Source organism: Pseudomonas fluvialis (assembly GCF_002835605.1).
GTDB classification, from domain to species: Bacteria; Pseudomonadota; Gammaproteobacteria; order Pseudomonadales; family Pseudomonadaceae; genus Aquipseudomonas; species Aquipseudomonas fluvialis.
Genome location: NZ_PIYS01000004.1, coordinates 16823 through 34476 on the forward strand (window position 1 = coordinate 16823; position 17654 = coordinate 34476).

13 protein-coding genes and 2 pseudogenes are annotated in these 17654 nt (G+C 59.9%); 8 read left to right on the forward strand and 7 right to left on the reverse strand.

The window, feature by feature from the left end; genetic code table 11:
• Positions 1–337: 337 nt before the first annotated feature.
• From CW360_RS03785 to msbA, 6 genes and pseudogenes are all read right to left on the reverse strand, one after another.
• Positions 338–2311 carry an acyltransferase family protein gene (locus tag CW360_RS03785; protein ID WP_245874660.1) on the reverse strand — a complete coding sequence of 658 codons (1974 nt, stop codon included), beginning with the start codon at positions 2309–2311 and terminating at the stop codon, positions 338–340.
• Between the two features lie 163 nt (positions 2312–2474).
• The gene (gene hldE / locus CW360_RS03790; protein WP_101192805.1) at positions 2475–3899 is read right to left on the reverse strand and encodes a bifunctional D-glycero-beta-D-manno-heptose-7-phosphate kinase/D-glycero-beta-D-manno-heptose 1-phosphate adenylyltransferase HldE; all 1425 of its coding nucleotides are present in this window, start codon (positions 3897–3899) and stop codon (positions 2475–2477) included.
• A gap of 68 nt (positions 3900–3967) precedes the next feature.
• A complete protein-coding gene (locus CW360_RS03795) occupies positions 3968–5347 on the reverse strand; it encodes a PIG-L deacetylase family protein (protein WP_101192806.1) in 1380 nt (459 codons plus the stop codon).
• A 45-nt stretch (positions 5348–5392) separates the two neighbouring features.
• Positions 5393–6289, reverse strand: a complete 897-nt coding sequence (locus CW360_RS03800; protein WP_093984667.1) for a GNAT family N-acetyltransferase — start codon at positions 6287–6289, stop codon at positions 5393–5395.
• Positions 6282–6999, reverse strand: a pseudogene (locus tag CW360_RS03805) (lipopolysaccharide kinase InaA family protein). Before CW360_RS03805 ends, CW360_RS03800 begins: the two are co-directional and overlap by 8 nt.
• A gap of 62 nt (positions 7000–7061) precedes the next feature.
• Positions 7062–8885 (reverse strand): lipid A export permease/ATP-binding protein MsbA, encoded by a 1824-nt coding sequence (gene msbA / locus CW360_RS03810; protein WP_101192807.1) that lies wholly within the window; start codon positions 8883–8885, stop codon positions 7062–7064.
• Between the two features lie 35 nt (positions 8886–8920).
• On the opposite strand from msbA, the gene CW360_RS03815 reads away from it, so the two are divergent.
• On the forward strand, positions 8921–9532 hold the full coding sequence (locus tag CW360_RS03815) for a phosphotransferase (protein WP_101192808.1): 612 nt from the start codon (positions 8921–8923) through the stop codon (positions 9530–9532).
• A gap of 222 nt (positions 9533–9754) precedes the next feature.
• On the opposite strand, the gene CW360_RS03820 is transcribed toward CW360_RS03815, so the two are convergent.
• On the reverse strand, positions 9755–11743 hold the full coding sequence (locus tag CW360_RS03820; protein ID WP_101192809.1) for an acyltransferase family protein: 1989 nt from the start codon (positions 11741–11743) through the stop codon (positions 9755–9757).
• 181 nt (positions 11744–11924) lie between these two features.
• On the opposite strand from CW360_RS03820, the gene rfbB reads away from it, so the two are divergent.
• The 7 genes and pseudogenes from rfbB to CW360_RS03855 form a co-directional block, all read left to right on the forward strand.
• Positions 11925–12989, forward strand: coding sequence for a dTDP-glucose 4,6-dehydratase (gene rfbB / locus CW360_RS03825; RefSeq protein WP_101192810.1), 1065 nt, complete (start codon positions 11925–11927; stop codon positions 12987–12989).
• Entirely contained in the window at positions 12986–13864 is an 879-nt protein-coding gene (rfbA, locus tag CW360_RS03830) for a glucose-1-phosphate thymidylyltransferase RfbA (RefSeq protein WP_101192811.1), read from the forward strand. Before rfbB ends, rfbA begins: the two co-directional genes overlap by 4 nt.
• A complete protein-coding gene (gene rfbC / locus CW360_RS03835; RefSeq protein WP_101192812.1) occupies positions 13861–14403 on the forward strand; it encodes a dTDP-4-dehydrorhamnose 3,5-epimerase in 543 nt (180 codons plus the stop codon). Before rfbA ends, rfbC begins: the two co-directional genes overlap by 4 nt.
• Positions 14400–15302, forward strand: a complete 903-nt coding sequence (gene rfbD / locus CW360_RS03840) for a dTDP-4-dehydrorhamnose reductase (RefSeq protein WP_101192813.1) — start codon at positions 14400–14402, stop codon at positions 15300–15302. Before rfbC ends, rfbD begins: the two co-directional genes overlap by 4 nt.
• Before the next feature lie 241 nt (positions 15303–15543).
• The gene (locus tag CW360_RS03845; RefSeq protein ID WP_245874661.1) at positions 15544–16638 is read left to right on the forward strand and encodes an O-antigen ligase family protein; all 1095 of its coding nucleotides are present in this window, start codon (positions 15544–15546) and stop codon (positions 16636–16638) included.
• Positions 16622–17245 (forward strand): CatB-related O-acetyltransferase, encoded by a 624-nt coding sequence (locus CW360_RS03850; protein ID WP_101192814.1) that lies wholly within the window; start codon positions 16622–16624, stop codon positions 17243–17245. The genes CW360_RS03845 and CW360_RS03850 overlap by 17 nt, the downstream gene beginning before the upstream one ends.
• A gap of 83 nt (positions 17246–17328) precedes the next feature.
• Positions 17329–17490: pseudogene (locus tag CW360_RS03855) on the forward strand (helix-turn-helix domain-containing protein); the annotation flags it as partial.
• Between the last annotated feature and the right edge of the window lie 164 nt (positions 17491–17654).

The window sequence follows — 17654 nt, forward strand, 5'->3', positions numbered from 1 at the left end:
TAACGGAATACGTTTAAACCAAACCTGAGCAACAAAATCATCAAGGCCTTTCAACATGCCGACAGCCCCTCTCCACCGGCAACGTGCCAGCAGAGTACAGGTAAGGCAGCCCCCCAGCAACACGGCCACCCTGCGTCTCAGGCGTCAGGCTTCTCCGCAGACAGACTCCACAAAGGGCACAGCAAAGCTGATCTCCCACTGACTGAACATACGCACCTGGCGCCATGCGCATAATTATCAACAACCAGCCCAACGCAGCAAAACGGGCCAGTGCCTACGAAACTCCCTGACAGAGCCAGCACCAGCGTATCGAAGCACCGGCACCGTTGCCAGCCTGCTAGGGCGCGACAGCTTGTTGCTCGTTGGCGAAAACCTCGGCGAAAACCGGTGCCAGCATCCGACTGCTACGCTGACTCAGGTGGTTGCTGTCACGATACAGCGGCAAACCGTCACGCGCCCCCGGACATTCTTGATCATCACAGAGTAAAGGCAGCGGATCGATGATCCGTGCGCCGCAACGCTGCGCCGCTTCGTCCTGCCATGCCTGCATAAGCGCATGCTGCTCACGATAGCGCTTCAAAGAAAGACTCAGTTCCGGCACCGGCTGCCCTAGCAGCAGCGCCCGCCCCATAATCTGCGGTACATCCTGATTCAGGATAGGCGTCGCGCGGACTTGATATACCGGCCGCTCACGAGCCAGCTCGCAAACCATAGCCACGTAACGCTCGCGAAAGGTCTGGAAATATTCCGCACTAAAAGTGCGCAGCTGCTCATCAAAATAAAACAGCACCTCACGGTTGGAAATCTCGCTGCTGTTGGTATAGCGAGAGTAGGCTCCCGCCAGTACCAAAGGCACACCAGCCGGCAAACTGCGATGGTTTTCCTTGAGCCATTGGCTCATCTGGTCACAACGCTCCCCACCCGCCTGATTGAAGCGTGCATCGAATGTAATCAGACAGGCGGCCATGCCACGAAACGACACCGAACCCTGGCCCTCCGGAATGTTCTCAAGCAAACCAGCGAGCAGATGATCGGCATGGCTATCGCCCATCAGGATCGCACGCACCGGTCCCTGCCCGTACAAACATTCCCCCCCCTCGTCTAGGCAATCCCGACTACGCGGATGCTTGTCGGCATGCACCGCCTCGACCCGCGCTACCGCCTCAGGCAGACGATCAGGAAAGCCATGGCGCCGCACCTGCTGCGCCAGTACCGCGAAAACCACTACCACCAGTATCAGCAACGTTGCCGCACGAGCGGAGGAAAGCCGCGACAGGCCACGCCGCGCCGGTGTTTCCACCCACAGATAGGAGAGCTGCCCCAACAACAGCGACAGGGCAATACCGGCAGCGATCCACAACGCGCTGTCCTGCACACCGAAGTAGGCCAAGCCCACCACCACCGGCCAGTGCCAGAGGTAGATGGAATAGGATGAGGTGCCCAACCACTGCATAGGCCGCGAACAGGTCCAGAGGGAATCCTGGCGCTGCGCCAGAATCAGCAGCGCTGCACCCAGTACCGGAATACCGGCCAGCCAGCCAGGCCACAGCATGCGCTTGTCGAAGCCCAGCACTGACAGCAGGATCAGCGCCAGGCCAACCGTTTCGAGCAGACGCAGGCTTGCCGGGGCCAGCTGTACACGCCCCTGCAGCCGATAGACCAAGGCCCCGGCCAGCATTTCCCAGGCACGCGTGTGCAACAGATAAAAGGCTTCATCGGGGTTAACCTGGCTACGCCAACCGGTGAGCAGGTAGGAAACCAGCAGCAGCACCGCCAGGCAGAGCGTCAGCCCGGTCCCACGCAAGCCCAGGCGGTACAACAGCATCAACAGCAGCGGAAATACCAGATAGAACTGCCATTCCACCGATAGCGACCAGGTGTGCAGCAGCCACTTCTGCTGTGAAGCGACATCGAAATAACCCGCCTCGCCGAAGTACTCGATATTCGAGGCAAACAACAGGCTTTCGCGCGCATGCTTGCCGAGTCGCTGGTACTCCTCGGGCATCAGGAAGAACCAGCCGAACACCAATACCGCCAGACATAACACAATCAGCGCCGGCCAGATCCGCCGCCCACGCGCCAGATAGAAACTCCAGAGTGAGAACTTCCCTCGCTCCAGACTGCCAAGGATGATTCCACACATCAGATAGCCGGAAATGACGAAAAACACGTCGACCCCGGCAAAGCCCCCAGAAAAGGGCGTTACACCAAAGTGGTAAAGCACCACGGCCAACACCGCCCAGGCCCGCAGGCCGTTGATGTCGGCACGAAACTCCCGCTCAGTCCGCACGGGTGTCGATAAATCAGACACGCTTTATCCCCTTTTACGGGCCGACAATGCAGCTCCGTATTCCTTCTGTTTACAGGAAGTCGCGATCCCTACGGATAGCGCGCAAGAATTCACCGGCACACCGGCATATAGAACAAGCCAGAATGCCAGCCCCCGCCCGCTGGCCCCTGGCCGCGGCACGGGCTCAGTCCTGTGCGCGGATCTTCTCCACAATGGCCGTGGTGGAGCTATTCTCCACCAAGCCAAGCACACGCACTTCGCCGCCATAGGCACGCACGATATCGGCGCCGACCACCCCCTCGATGCCGTAGTCACCGCCCTTGACCAGAACATCCGGACGCACCCTACGCAGTAGCGTCTCCGGCGTGTCCTCACTGAAGCTCACTACCCAATCCACCGCGCCCAGGCCGGCGAGTACCGCCATGCGCCGATCAACACTGTTGATCGGCCGGCCTGGCCCCTTGAGACGACTGACCGAGGCATCATCATTGACCGCCAGTACCAGGCGATCTCCCTGGGCACGCGCCTGCTCCAGATAGGCAACATGGCCGGCATGCAGGATATCGAAGCAACCATTGGTAAAGACGATCTTCTCGCCATGCGCACGCGCATCTTCCAGGGCCAACAGTAACTGCTCGACCCCCACCACCCCGCGCTCCGAACCCTGTTCACGCTGCACCGCACGGCGCAGTTCCGGAGCGCTAATGGCTGCCGTGCCCAGTTTGCCAACGACGATACCAGCCGCCAGGTTGGCCAGGCCGACTGCATTGGGCAGCGACTCACCCGCTGCCAGGGAGGCCGCCAAGGTCGAAATCACCGTATCACCGGCGCCCGTCACGTCGAACACTTCACGGGCACGGGCGGGCAGGTGCAACGGAGCCTGCTCGGGACGCAGCAGCGTCATGCCATGCTCGCCGCGGGTAATCAACAGCGCCCCCAGTGCCAGCTCATTCATCAATGCCGCGCCCTTACGCACCAGCTCGGCTTCATCGGCACAACGGCCAACGATGGTCTCGAACTCGTGGAGGTTGGGCGTAATCAGGCTGGCGCCCCGGTAGATGGAAAAATCCGTACCCTTGGGATCAGCCAGCACCGTGATGCCGCGAGCACGTGCCAGACTGATCAGCGCCTGATGATTGGGCAATGCGCCCTTACCGTAGTCGGAGAGAATCAGTACAGCGACGCCATCCAGCAGCGCTTCGACCTGAGCCGCCAGCGCCTGCGCATCGGTCGCGAAAGGCTCTTCGAAATCCATACGCAGCAACTGCTGGTGGCGACTCAACACACGCAGTTTGACGATGGTCGGCTGCTCCTCGACCTGCTGGAAATGGCAGGCCACCCCTGCCGACTGCAGGCTGCGTTGCAAAGAGCCGGCCGCCTCATCACGCCCAGTCACCCCGACCAGACGAACCTGTCCGCCCAACGCGGCAATATTCAATGCCACGTTGGCCGCACCGCCCGGCCGATCTTCGATCTGCTCGACCTTGACCACCGGCACCGGGGCTTCGGGGGAAATGCGCGAAGTACCGCCATGCCAGTAACGGTCGAGCATGACATCACCAACCACCAGCACGGCAGCCTGATCGTAACGGGGCATGGACAGCTTCATGGGGACTCCACAGGTAAAAATCGGCGCCGATCATAGCATGCTGTCAAACCGCCCGAACCCCGCACAACTCAGCGCAGATGCCTCACCCAGAACAGTTCATGGCGGCGCACCGCCTTGCGGAAGAATTCGTTCTCCCCCGTGGCGGGCCAGCGTCGCCCGGCCAGCGCCCGCTGAATCCACCGCCGCAGGCGTCTCTTCAGGGGCAGCGCGCCCTGCAGGTCATGTTGCAAACCAAGCGCCATGGCTTTGTCCAGCTGTTGCTCGGCGCTCAGCAGCGGGCTCCACAGGCGGTCCCCCGGCAGTGGGGTGAAAACTGGCGGCAAGGCAATGCCATACCCCGCAGGGCCCATCGGCCAGCGATCGTTGTCGTGCAGGTGGTTGGCATAGAGCAACAGCGTGTCCGGTTGCCAGGTACTTTGCGCGCAGGCTTCGAGCACGGCACGGGTGCTAGCGACATGATCAGGGTGCGGATCCAGCTCCGGATGCGGAGCCAGGAGTATCTCGGGGCGATAATGCTCGATCACCGCGACCAGATCGGCAATTAGGTTATCCCAGGTCGGCTGGCCATCCTTGTCGCCTGGTAGAGACAAAGGGTTGTGGCGCACGCTACGCACGTCAGCCTCAGCGGACTCCCGCGAGCCGAACGGCGTTTGCGGTTGCTCGGCCATGGCACTCAGCTGCAGGCAGTAGTAGCCGAGCTGCACACAGCGCGTTTGCTCTACGCCCCCCCAGAGCGGGGCCGCCAGGCTGTCCCAGCTGCGCAGGCGGCCCTTCAGACGTGCTGCTGCCGCCCTATCCAACCCCAGGCGCTGATAGGCTTCGGCTTCGATCTCGCCCTGGGTGAGCGTGACGATGGCCGCCTCCGCGCACCGGCTGTACTGGCCGAAAGCGGCCAGCTCGGCATCGTCGGCATGGGGGGCAATGATCAACAGGCGTTGCTCGGCAAAATCCGGATTGCGCATGGCATGCACGCGCAACGCCCCCTCGATGCGACAGAAGCGCGGCGCAATAGCCAGGTCCGCCACAGGCAGGCCGGAAAGGTTGAGGTAACGCCGCCCGGCCACACCACGTTCGAAATCCTGGCGATCACTACCGAGGCGCACATAGGGATCGAGCCAGCGCCCCAGCCAGGTAGCCGTCAAGCGCAACTCAAGCAGCACAGTGTCATATCCCTGCAGTGCCGCTTCGACGTGCAGTCGTCCACCCTCGATATGCGCAGGAATACTCAGGCAGTCCTCGGGAAAGTCATAGCGATAATCGTCACCGGGCGCATAGAACAGGTGGTCGGCAAACCAAGCCTCGTGAACGACCCAGCCCAATACCAACAGCAGCGGTGGCAGCCAGACAGCCAGCAGGCTGCTCAGCGCCAGCAGCAACAAAGCCAGCAGCAACACCAGGCGTTTGTTGCGGCGATGGCGTTTCAACAGGACTTGTTTACGACGGGTCATGATCGGCACGCGGCATGGCAAGGGGTTCTCAGAGCGCTCAAAACATCAGGTCTGGTAGCAGGCGACACGATGACACCAGCGATCCTTGTACTCCCGATCAGCGCGACCAAAGGAATAGCGCAACGGCTTACCCAGCGCCCGGGCCTCCGCCCAGGCATCCTGCGTATTGACGAAGCTGAGCACGCTACCCGGACTAAAGTCGCGCTGCTGCGGGTCGACGCCACCATTGATGTACTCCAGGCTGATCCAGCGCGGCGCCTCGACCCGGTAAAGGATCTGGATGGCCACCGGCTGGTCATTGAGGTAGATCAGCGAGCCGGTCATGAACTCGCGCAACAGGTCAAAGACCTCCGCCAGGTGTTCCTGGCCGGTTGCCGCAAACCCCCAGCGCCGCTGGAATAGCTCGCTGTACACGCTGGCCTGCTCGCTGGCCGTCAAGCTCAGCATGGGCCGGATCAGCCCACCGGCCTCCTCCAGCAGGCGCTGCTCGCGACGCTGGTTGTAACGAAACTTCTTGCTGTACTGTTCCGGCTCGCGCGCCAGGGCCAAACCTTCAGGCTGCGCCTGCAGGGTAGTGATCCCCGGTGCCATCAACTCGGACAGATAACGCGCACGATGCCGCAAGGCTACCTGCGCACCTGGGGCGAGGGGAAGGATCAGCTCAGCATTACCCAGATCGAACAGGCCACGTTTTCCCTGTTTTTTCAGAACATCCTTGGACAACGCCAGATGGCGCCCCCATGTGGCAATGGCAGCCTGCAACTGGCCGTTCTCGACCCAGGCCAGGTAGCGCACCGGTATGCCGGCAAAGGCAGCCAGGCGCTCCACCACCTGCGGATGCGTGGCAACACTGCCACCAAACTGGGCCCAGGCATCGGCATAGGTGCCGGCATCGCAGGGTTCCCAGCCTCGTTCTCGACGAAATCGCAGCAGATCAAGCATTTACATCCAGTCCCGCATCTCTGAGTGCAGCCGGCAAGCGCGGCAAAGGGCCGTAACTGTAGCGATATCCACGCAAAAATGCTTGCCACATGGCACCTCGCCAACCGCAGCGCCGCCATAGCTGCTGCAGATCGTGGCGGGCGGCTTGCGCACGAGTCAGGCGACGCCGACTTTTCTCCAGATCGATCAGTGCGACGTTTGGCGGACCATCGGCCAGGCTGACAAACAGGTGCTTGGGATACAGACAACCGTGCTGGCGACGCGCGCCATTCAGGCGCCCCACGGCGCGCCCCAGGCACTCGAGAATCTGCGCATGTCGCTCCGTTCCCCAGCCGCGTTCACGCTGCTCGGCATAGCATTGCTCCAGGCTGGCAAAACCCGTCAGGTCAGCGGTCACTAGCCAGGCATGCCACTGGCCGGCCTGTCGCGCACACTGCGCCAGCAGAAGGGGGGGGAACCGGCACGCCAAGACGCAAACAGTCATACAGCGCATCACGCTCACGCATCAGGGTTGGGTAGCCCAGCGGATGACGCCAACTGTGATAGAGATGACCGACCTGCTGCTTGCGGTAAAGCAGGCGACCGTCATCCAGCTGAACACGCTGTACACCACTCAGGCCACCACGCCGCTGGTTGGGTGGCTCGACCCAGTCCCCCGGACAGAGCAACCACTGTTGCATTTGCGCTGTATGAACCGGCACATGCTGCATACACCACCCCACCCCGGCCTGCGTGAAAATCCCTGTTCAACGCAGACTAGCAGCATGGCGGTCTAGGCGGGAGAGACAGCGCTGTCGCCATCCTCGGCAAACTGGCGCGCATGCAGGCGTGCATAGTGCCCCCCCAAGGCCAGTAGTTGCGCATGATTGCCCTGCTCGACGATCTGCCCCTGATCCATAACCAGAATCAGATCGGCTTTCTCGATGGTCGACAGTCGATGGGCGATCACCAGGGTGGTACGCCCCTCCATGACCTTATCCAGTGCCGCCTGGATATGCCGCTCGGACTCGGTATCCAGCGCCGAGGTGGCTTCATCGAGGATCAGCAGGGGCGCATCCTTGAGCAAGGCCCTGGCAATCGCCAGGCGCTGACGCTGGCCGCCGGAAAGCAGCACGCCATTCTCCCCCACCAAGGTGTCGTAACTCTGTGGCATCTGCTCGATGAACTCGGCGGCGTAGGCATCGCTGGCCGCGCGCTGCACAGCCTCCAAGGGTGCGCCCGCCAGGTCGCCATAGGCAATATTGTTGCGCACGCTGTCATTGAACAACGTCACGTGCTGGGTAACCAGCGCGATATGCCGACGCAGGTTGCGCAGCGTGTAATCCTCGACATCCACCCCGTCGAGGAGGATCTGCCCCTGATCATGGTGGTAGAAACGCGGGATCAGGTTGGCCAGCGTCGACTTGCCGCTACCGGAACGCCCGACCAGCGCCACCATCTGCCCTGCCTCGGCGGTAAAGCTGATGTTGTGCAAGACCTGCTTATCAGTACCTGGATAGGCAAAACTCAGCTCGCGGACTTCGACACGCCCACTGACGCGCTCGCGCTCCTGGCTGCCATGATCGACTTCTGGTTGCTCATCCAGTTGCTCGAAAATGCTTTCCGCGGCAGCGACACCTTTCTGCACCGTCGAGCTGACTTCCGAGAGCTGGCGAATGGGCTTGGGCAACAGACCTGCCAGAGTAATGTAGGCCACCAGGTCACCCGCACTGGCATCACCACGCAACAACAACACGAGGAACATCAGCACCGCCATGGCGCTGTAGATCACCAACTGCAGGCTGGGCGTATAGACCGCATTGGTCTTGACCATCTTCAGCTGCTTGCGCCGGTTTTCCTCACTGGCGTCATGAAAACGCTGTTGCTCGTAAGCCTCGCCACCGAAACTGCGCACCACGCGATAGCCCTGGATAGTCTCGGAGGCGACATGCGTGACATCGCCCATGGCTACCTGGATCTTCTTGCTCTGCTTGCGAAACTTGCGGCTGGTGCTGACCACCATCAAACCGATCAGCGGCAGGATGGCCACCATGACCAACGTCAGCTTCCAGTTCATCCACAACAACGTGCCGAACAGGAAAATCACCGACATGCCTTCGCGCACCACCACCTTGATGGCATCGGTTGCGGCACCGGTCACCATGGTGACGTTGTAGGTAATCCGCGAGATCAGGTGCCCAGAGTTGTGGTTGTCAAAATAGCGGTTGGGCAAAGTCAGCAGGTTGTTGAACAGCGCGATGCGCAAATCCTGCACCAAGCCCAGGGAAACCTTGGCCAAAAAATAGTTGCCGAGGAAAGAACCCACACCCTGCCACACGGCGATCAGTACGATCAGCAGCGGCACCGCCTGCAGCAGCTTGAGCTGCGCCAGCCAGGGGGCATGCTCCAGCAACCAGGGCACATTGGCAAACAGACTGGCCTCCGGATTGGACAGGCCATCGACAAAGTACTTGAGCATGTAGCCCAGCATCGGCTGGGTAGATGCAAAGATCAGGAAGCCGAGAATACTGAGGGCAAAGATCCCCCAATAGGGAACGACATAACGCAGCAACCGCAAATACACCTTCAGGCTGGATTGCTGGGTAGAATTGGCCATACGGCAAGCCCCACAAGACTGGCTAGAGGAAAACGATGCGGATTGTAACAGCGCAACAACTGGAAAGCTGGCTGACCCATGGCAAGGTACTGGAAAAGGATGGCCGGGGACCCAAGGTAGTCGCGCTGGACAACGGCCTGTTCCTGAAGATTTTCCATACCCGTCGCCACCCGCTGCTGGCCCGCTTGCAACCTGCGGCACGACGCTTCGCCAACAATGCCCGCCGCCTGCAGGCCCAGGAAATTGCCGTACCGCGGGTTGTCGAGCTGTTCTGGATCGACCGCGACCAGGGCCTCAGCGGCTGCCTCTACGAACCGCTGCCCGGGCAGTCCGTCGAGCAGCTGTTCATCGACGACCCGCAGCAGGTCATGCCACTGCTCGACTCGCTGGCCCGCTTCATTCGTCACCTGCATCGCCAGGGCGTCTACTTTCGTTCGCTGCACTTGGGCAACATTCTGCAGTTGCCTGGTGGTAACTACGGCCTGATCGACATCCTCGACCTACAACACAAGCGTCGGCCGCTGAACAGCTGGCAGATCAAGCGCAACTTCCAGCACCTGCGTCACTATCTCAAACGCAAGCAGCTGGTCGACTTCCCGCTCGACGAACTGTTACAGCGCTACGAACGCCAATCAGACAAACACTGAGCTATCACAGCAGGCGCCGGCCCCAGCGAATACCGCGCTTGATCACCACCGCCGGCACGCCACCCAGCACACCACGCCCTTCATCGAAAGCACGGCTGACCAGGGAGCGCGTAGCCACCACGGTTTCCGGAGCTACAGCCAGTTACCCGCGCGCACGCTGCGCCGGTTCTTGTAGGCCACGTTATGCAGCCAAAGTTTCAGCTGTTGCAGCATTGCCGGCTCCTAGCGTTCAGTAGCCGGCTCCGCGGCCGGCTGGGCAAATATCGGGGCAAACAGCGGCGTCAGCAAGCGGTTGCCGCTTTCGCTCAGGTGGTCCATATCCACATAGCGCGGCACACCCGCGACGCTGCCGTGACAGACCTGTTCATCGCAAAGATAGGGCAGCGGGTCGAGCAACTGCACACCGCACTGGCTGGCCGCCTCGTCCTGCAGCGCCCAGACAAAGGCATGCCGCTGACGATAATCCTCGCGACTGATCGACACATCCGCCGGCAAGCCGCGCATCAGCGCACGCCCCACCGCCTTGGGCACATGCACCGGCATCTCTGGCACCGGGCGCAGCAGGTAGACCGGGCGCTGGCGAGCCAGGGTACACAGGGTATCCAGATAATGCTGGCGGAACTCGGCCTGGAAGGCCGGATCATTACCGGCACGCAGCTCGCTGAAATAGACCATCGGCCTGGGTGACGGATTGTGTGGATCCAGGTCCTGGCCGAAGACATAGGCACTGGTGCGGTGAATGAGGATCAGCGGCAAGCGGGGATCGGCATCAGCCAACTCCTGCGGCACCTCGCGCAACAGTTGCTGGCAGTCTTCGCGCTCCCCCTTGCCTGCCCAGCGAACGCCTTTGACGAACAGGCAGGCACTCTCGGCGCGGAAGTACAGGCCATCCTCGGCCTCCGGCAGTGCGGCAACAATGGCATTGACGATGGCATCGGCATGGCTATCACCGACTACCAGTGCCCGCACCCGCTCGCCACCAAATACGCAGCGGGCATCCGCCTTCAGGCATTCGTCCTGGCGGGGATTCTTGTTGTGACGCTGCGCTTCCACCTGCGCCAGGCTTTCCGGCAGACGATCGGGAAAGCCACTGCGACGCACCGCCTGCGCCGACAGCGCCACCACCAGCAAAGCCAGCAACAGCCAGCCCAGACAGGCCCAGCGGCTTCGCGTGGCCAGCCAGCGACGACTCGGCCCTTCGATCAGACGATAAGAAAGATCGCCAAGCAGCAGCGACAGCACAATGCCTGCCGCCACCCAGTACCCCAGGTGCTGGCGGTCGAAATACACCAGGCCTGCGACCAGTGGCCAGTGCCACAGGTAGATGGAATAGGAGCGCGTGCCCAGCCACTGCGCCAGACGCGAGGCCGTCCACAAGGACTCGCGACGCGCCAGCAGGACAGCCGCTGCCCCCAGGGTGGGCAACAGCGCCCAGGCACCGGGCCAGGCGCGCCCGGCATCCAGCAGGGTCATGCTGAACACGATCGCCAGCAAACCGCTCAGCTCCATGCCACGCGCCAGGGCCGGTGATGGACTCCAGCGCTGGCTCACGAGGAACACACAGCCGCCCAGCAACAGCTCCCAGGCGCGCGGCGCCAGAAGATAGAACGCCTTGCCCGGCGTCTCCAGGGTCCACCACACGCCCAGCGCCAGCGACACCAGCAGAGCCAGCACATGCACCGTCAACAGAGCGCGCCAGCTGGCAAAGAAGCGCTGAAACGCCAACAGCGCCAACGGATACAGCAGGTAGAACTGCCATTCGACGGCCAGCGACCAGGTATGCAGCAGCCATTTCTCATGGGACGCCGCATCGAAATAGCCGGCCTCGGACAGATACTGCAGGTTTGCGGTAAACAGCACGCTTTCGCGCGCATGCCGCCCAAGCACCTGATAATCGCTGGGGATCAGCAACCACCAGCCCACCAGCAACACCGCAGCCACCAGCACCAGCAAAGCCGGGAGGATGCGCCGGGCGCGCGCCAGATAGAAGTCGGCCAGGTTGAAGCGCTGGCGTTCCAGGCCGCCTACGACGATACCCGCCATGAGGAAACCGGAGATGACGAAGAATACGTCGACCCCGGAAAATCCCCCGGAAAAACCTGGAATCGCGAAGTGATAGAGCACCACGGCAAGTACCGCCCAGGCGCGCAAGCCATTGATATCTGCACGGAAGCCCGCCTGCACCCGCGTGGTTGACGCACTCTTGGACATGATCCCACCGCTCCTCTCGCCCCAGCCGCCCTGCGGGCAGCCGGCCATTCCTGCAAAAGGGGGCGATATTAGCACTTTGCCCAACACTGCCGTGCAGAGCGCTGCAGTGCAGAGCGCGGGTAAAATCATTAGACTTTGTCGCCTGCCGCTTCGCCGGCGCCATGAAGACAAGCGTTTCCCCATGAAGATTCTCGTCACCGGCGGCGCCGGCTTTATTGGTTCTGCAGTGGTTCGCCATCTGCTGAAGAACACCCCGCACCAGGTGGTCAACCTCGACAAACTCACCTATGCCGGCAACCTGCAGTCGCTACCCGGAGCCAGCGAGAACCCAGCCTATCGCTTCGAGCAGGTCGACATCTGCGATGCCGAGGGCGTCGCGCGCGTACTGGCCGAACACCGCCCGGATGCCGTGATGCACCTGGCTGCCGAATCGCATGTGGATCGCTCCATTGACGGCCCGGCGGCGTTTATCCAGACCAATATCATCGGCACCTACAGCTTGCTGGAAGCCTGCCGGCAGTACTGGCTCGGCCTGTGCGAGGAAGCGCGGAGCCGCTTCCGCTTCCATCATATTTCCACCGACGAGGTATACGGCGACCTGGAAGGCACCACGGAGCTGTTCACCGAACAGACACCCTACTCCCCCAGCTCGCCCTATTCCGCCTCCAAGGCCAGCTCCGACCACCTGGTACGCGCCTGGCAGCGTACCTACGGGCTGCCGGTACTGATCACCAACTGTTCGAACAACTACGGTCCGTATCACTTCCCGGAAAAACTGATTCCACACATGATCCTCAACGCCCTGGCCGGAAAACCCCTGCCGGTGTACGGCGACGGCGCGCAGATTCGCGATTGGTTGTATGTCGAGGACCATGCGCGCGCCCTGGTTGAAGTGCTCACCCGTGGCCAGCCCGGCGCCACCTACAACATCGGCGGCCATAACGAGAAGCGCAATCTGCAAGTGGTGGAAACCCTCTGCACCCTGCTCGATGAACTGGTCACGGAAAAACCGGCCGGCATCAGCCGCTTTGCCGAGCTGATCACCTTCGTACAGGATCGCCCGGGGCATGACCGGCGCTACGCCATCGATGCCGGCAAGATTGAACGCGAGCTGGGCTGGCTACCCCAGGAAACCTTCGAGAGCGGTCTGCGCAAGACCGTGCAGTGGTATCTGGACAACCGCAGCTGGTGGCAAAACGTCCTCAGCGGCACCTATCAACTGAATCGTCTGGGAGAACAGGCATGAAAGGCATCATCCTCGCCGGCGGCTCCGGCACCCGCCTGCATCCCATCACCCGCGGCGTCTCCAAGCAGTTGCTGCCGATCTACGACAAGCCGATGGTCTACTACCCGCTGTCGGTGCTGATGCTTGCCGGCATCCGCGAGATCCTGCTGATTTCCACCCCCGACGACCTGCCCGGCTACCGCAAACTGCTCGGTGATGGCAGCGAGTTCGGCATCCAGCTCAGCTACGCCGAACAACCCTCGCCGGACGGACTGGCCCAGGCCTTCCTCATCGGCGAACAGTTCATTGGCGACAGCAGTGTGTGCCTGATCCTCGGCGACAATATCTTCTATGGCTACGGCTTCAGCGCCATGCTCCGCGAAGCGGCCAGCCGCACCCGCGGCGCTACGGTATTCGGCTACCACGTCAGCGACCCGGAGCGTTTTGGCGTGGTGGCCTTTGACGCCCAGGGCAAGGCGCTGTCCATCGAGGAAAAGCCGGCGCAGCCCAAATCCAACTACGCGGTGACCGGCCTGTATTTCTACGACAACGACGTGGTACAGATCGCCAAGCAGGTCAAGCCCTCGGCGCGTGGCGAACTGGAAATCACCGACATCAACAATGCCTACCTGCAGCGCGGCGACCTGAATGTAAGCCTGCTGGGCCGCGGCTTTGCCTGGCTGGATACCGGCACCCACGACTCGTTGATGGAGGCAAGCCACTTCGTACAGACCATCGAAGCCCGCCAGGGGCTGAAGGTCGCCTGCCTGGAGGAAATCGCCTATCAGCAGGGCTGGCTGAGCCGCGAGCAACTACAGCGCCAGGCCTCCGCACTGGGCAAGACCGGCTACGGCCAGTACCTGCTGCGCCTGGCTAGCCAGGAGCCACGCTCATGAAGGTGCTGGAAACCGTACTGCCCGGCGTGCTGATCATCGAACCGAAGGTATTCGGTGATGCCCGGGGTTTTTTCTTGGAAAGCTACCAGGCCGAGCGCTACCGGCAGCTGGGCATCGCGCACACCTTCGTGCAGGACAATCACTCGCGCTCGGCACGTGGCGTGTTGCGCGGCTTGCATTTCCAGCGCAGTCGTCCGCAAGGCAAGCTGGTCAGCGTCAGTCGCGGTTCGGTCTACGACGTAGCCGTGGACATCAACCCGGCCTCGCCGACCTGCGGCCAGTTCGTCGCCGTCGAACTGAACGACGAGAACCATCGCCAGCTGTGGATACCGCCGGGCTACGCCCATGGCTTTTGCGTGCTCAGCGACATCGCCGACTTCCAGTACAAGTGCACCGACTACTACATCCCGGAGGATGAAGGCGGCCTGCTGTGGAACGATCCGCAGGTCAACATCCCCTGGCCCATCGAACAACCGCTGCTCTCGGCCAAGGATCAGCGTAATCCGACGCTGGCTCAGCTGCTGGATGGCAACGCATGAGCGCGTGCATTCTCGTCACCGGTGCGCAGGGCCAGGTCGGTCATGCGCTGATGGGCCAGGCGCCGGAGCACCTACAGGTAACCGGCCTGGCTTCTACCGAACTGGACATCCGTGATCCGCTGGCCGTTGAGCAGTGCATCGCCCGCCTGCAGCCGCGCCTGATCATCAACGCGGCGGCCTATACCGCCGTGGACAAGGCCGAGAGCGACGCGGCGCAGGCCTACGCGGTGAACGCCGAGGGCGTGGCCAACCTGGCCCGCAGTGCGGCACGCCATGGCGCCGGCGTACTGCATATTTCCACCGACTATGTGTTCGCCGGCGACAGTCCGCAGCCCTACCGCGAAGACGCCCCGACAGCCCCTATCAATGTGTATGGCGCCAGCAAGCTGGCCGGCGAACAGCTGTTGCGCGAACTTTGCCCGCAGAGCCTTATCCTGCGTACCAGCTGGGTGTTCGGCAGTCATGGCAACAACTTCGTCAAGACCATGCTGCGCCTCGCCAGGGAGCGCGACGAATTGTCGGTAGTGGATGACCAGCTGGGCTGCCCGACCTCGGCCAACAGCATCGCCGCCGCACTCTGGTCGCTGAGTGCCAGCTACCTTGCCCAAGGCAGCCTGCCCTGGGGCATCTACCACTTCTCCGGCCAACCGGCCTGCAGCTGGCATGCCTTTGCTCTGGAAATTTTCCGCCAGGCCCAGGCCTGCGGCCTGTTGCAGAAAGCCCCGCAGGTTCACCCGATTGCCACGCAACAATACCCCACGCCGGCCAGGCGCCCGCAATGCTCGGTTCTAGACCGCAATCGAAGCCAAAAACTACTAAAGCTCGACGCACCTAATTGGCATATCGAACTGACGAACTGTTTGAAACAAATACAACAACAGACTGATCACGGAACATAATAAAAACCAGAGAAAACCTTTTCAAAACAAAATTCATGCAGCCCGATACACGCACACCGCAAAACATAAAACCCACCAACAACCGAGCACAACCAAAAAAACCAAAACAACTAAAAATGAAAAATTCACTACCCAACAACCAAAGAACAGAATGAGAATGCAAATCTCACACCCACACTACAGATATAGCAAAACCATCCACCATATACTCTGTCTCGGATTCCTTATCCTGCTAAGCGGTATGTTCTGGCTACCTGAACGCCCAGACTATCATCGAGCATTTTATATCACGCTCGCACTACCGACATTCATAGCCTTAGTGATGGCACCTCGCAGAATTCCGCTACTCTTCTCAAATGGGATATTTTTAATATTTTTAATTTTCTCAATCTACTGTTTATTAAGCCTAACATGGTCCGGCACGGACAACGCACTTACATCACTAGCAAAACGCCCCCTCTACATTAGCCTGCTTTTTTTTGCAGTTACATTAATTGCCCTGCACAGTGAAAAAAATTTATACTCTGTCATCCTAACAGGCATGACCATCGCAGCAATCAGCGCAGCCTTATCAGTAAGTTACTTTATTTTTTTTGACACAACCGACCGACTCCCCGGCTATCGCGCCCTCTATAACCCCCTATTAACATCTCATGTGTACGGGATGTTTGCAGCCATGTGCATGGCACTATTTTTTCACACCAAAAGAAATCAATTGCCTTATACACTCCCCATATTTAGCGCGCTGTTCACACTAATAATTTTAACAGGATCGCGCACCCCTTTATTAGGATTAGCTGCAACTTGCACTTGGCTAGTACTACTGCAACGCAACCGTGTTGCCTATAACGTGCTGGCCAGCACTTTAGCAATTGGCAGCCTGCTTTTACTAGTTAACCCAGAAAGCATAACCAATCGAGGGCTATCTTACAGGCCCGAGATATGGCATCAAGCCTGGCTGCAAATACAGAATCACTTATGGTTTGGACACGGATATGACCATCCAATGATATTTTGGGTAGAGGGTATTTCTTACGCATTTGCCGACCCTCACAACATGGAGCTCGCGGTTCTATTCAGTGGCGGCATAGTAGGCTTGCTGCTTTGGTTGGCACTCTACGCAACCGCATTGGTATTTGCATGGCGCAACCGACAAGACCGCCTAGTTCTGCTAGCTTCATCTGCTCTAATTTTTGGATTTACCGCCGGCCTTACAGAGGGAAATGCCTTTCTGTCACGCCCCAAAGAGCACTGGTTTCTTATATGGATTCCTTTCTCTCTGCTTGCGGCAGCCTGGACAGTAAAAAAGGCAAAAAATTATGCTAAAGAAACTTGAACAGAAAATTCGCCCCCTACTACGGAAAATACGCGGAAAGAAAACAACACTAAAACTATACCGCGACCAAGAGCGTTTTCGTCTACGCTATCCAAGTTATGAAATTGGCGTAGGAACTTATGGAATGCCGCAAGTCCATGACTGGAACGAAGGAAGCACATTAAAAATCGGCAACTACTGTTCGATTGCAAATAACGTACAAATCCTCTTGGGCGGGCTACATCGCACTGACTGGATCAGTACATTTCCTTTCCCAGCTTTCATAGAGGAGTCATCCCATATAAAAGATTACGGCGGCAGCAAAGGCGACGTAATTATCGGCAGCGACGTATGGCTTTGTACAGACGCGACAATTCTTTCAGGAGTAACTATTGGTCACGGTGCAGTTGTAGCCTGCGGAGCAGTCGTAACAAAAGACGTAGAGCCTTACTCAATAGTAGCAGGCAACCCCGCACAACATATAAGATGGCGCTTCAGCGAAGCGCATCGAGATGCACTTTTGAAAATACGCTGGTGGGAGTGGCCCGAGAAAAAAGTACGCGAAAGCATCGAAGCATTGTGCAGCAACAACCTAGAGACATTCATTAAAATGCACCACCCCAAATAGTCAAATAAAATCCAGAAACAGCACTCTGGGCGGCGGCAAAAACTGAGTGCAACACCTGACCTTTCCGGTACGGTGCTGCCCCTATGTCTTATTCCGAACTCAGCGTTGAAGAACGCGCCACCATTCAAATCGGCCGTGCCCAAGGGTTCAGCCTGCGCAAGATTGCTTGCTTGATCACCCGATCCCCTTCGACCATCAGCCGGGAGCTGCGCCGCAATCGAGATGTCTGTGGCGGCGTAAGCGCTCCATAAACCCCGTCCTAGTGGACGGGGTTTGTTTTCAGGAAGCAAAGGCAGAAGCCGGCGAGCAGTTCCACGGCAGCAGCGCTTCGTAGTCCTCGACGCTCTGTAAGCGCTCCATAAACCCCGTCCTAGTGGACGGGGTTTGTTTTCAGGAAGCAAAGGCAGAA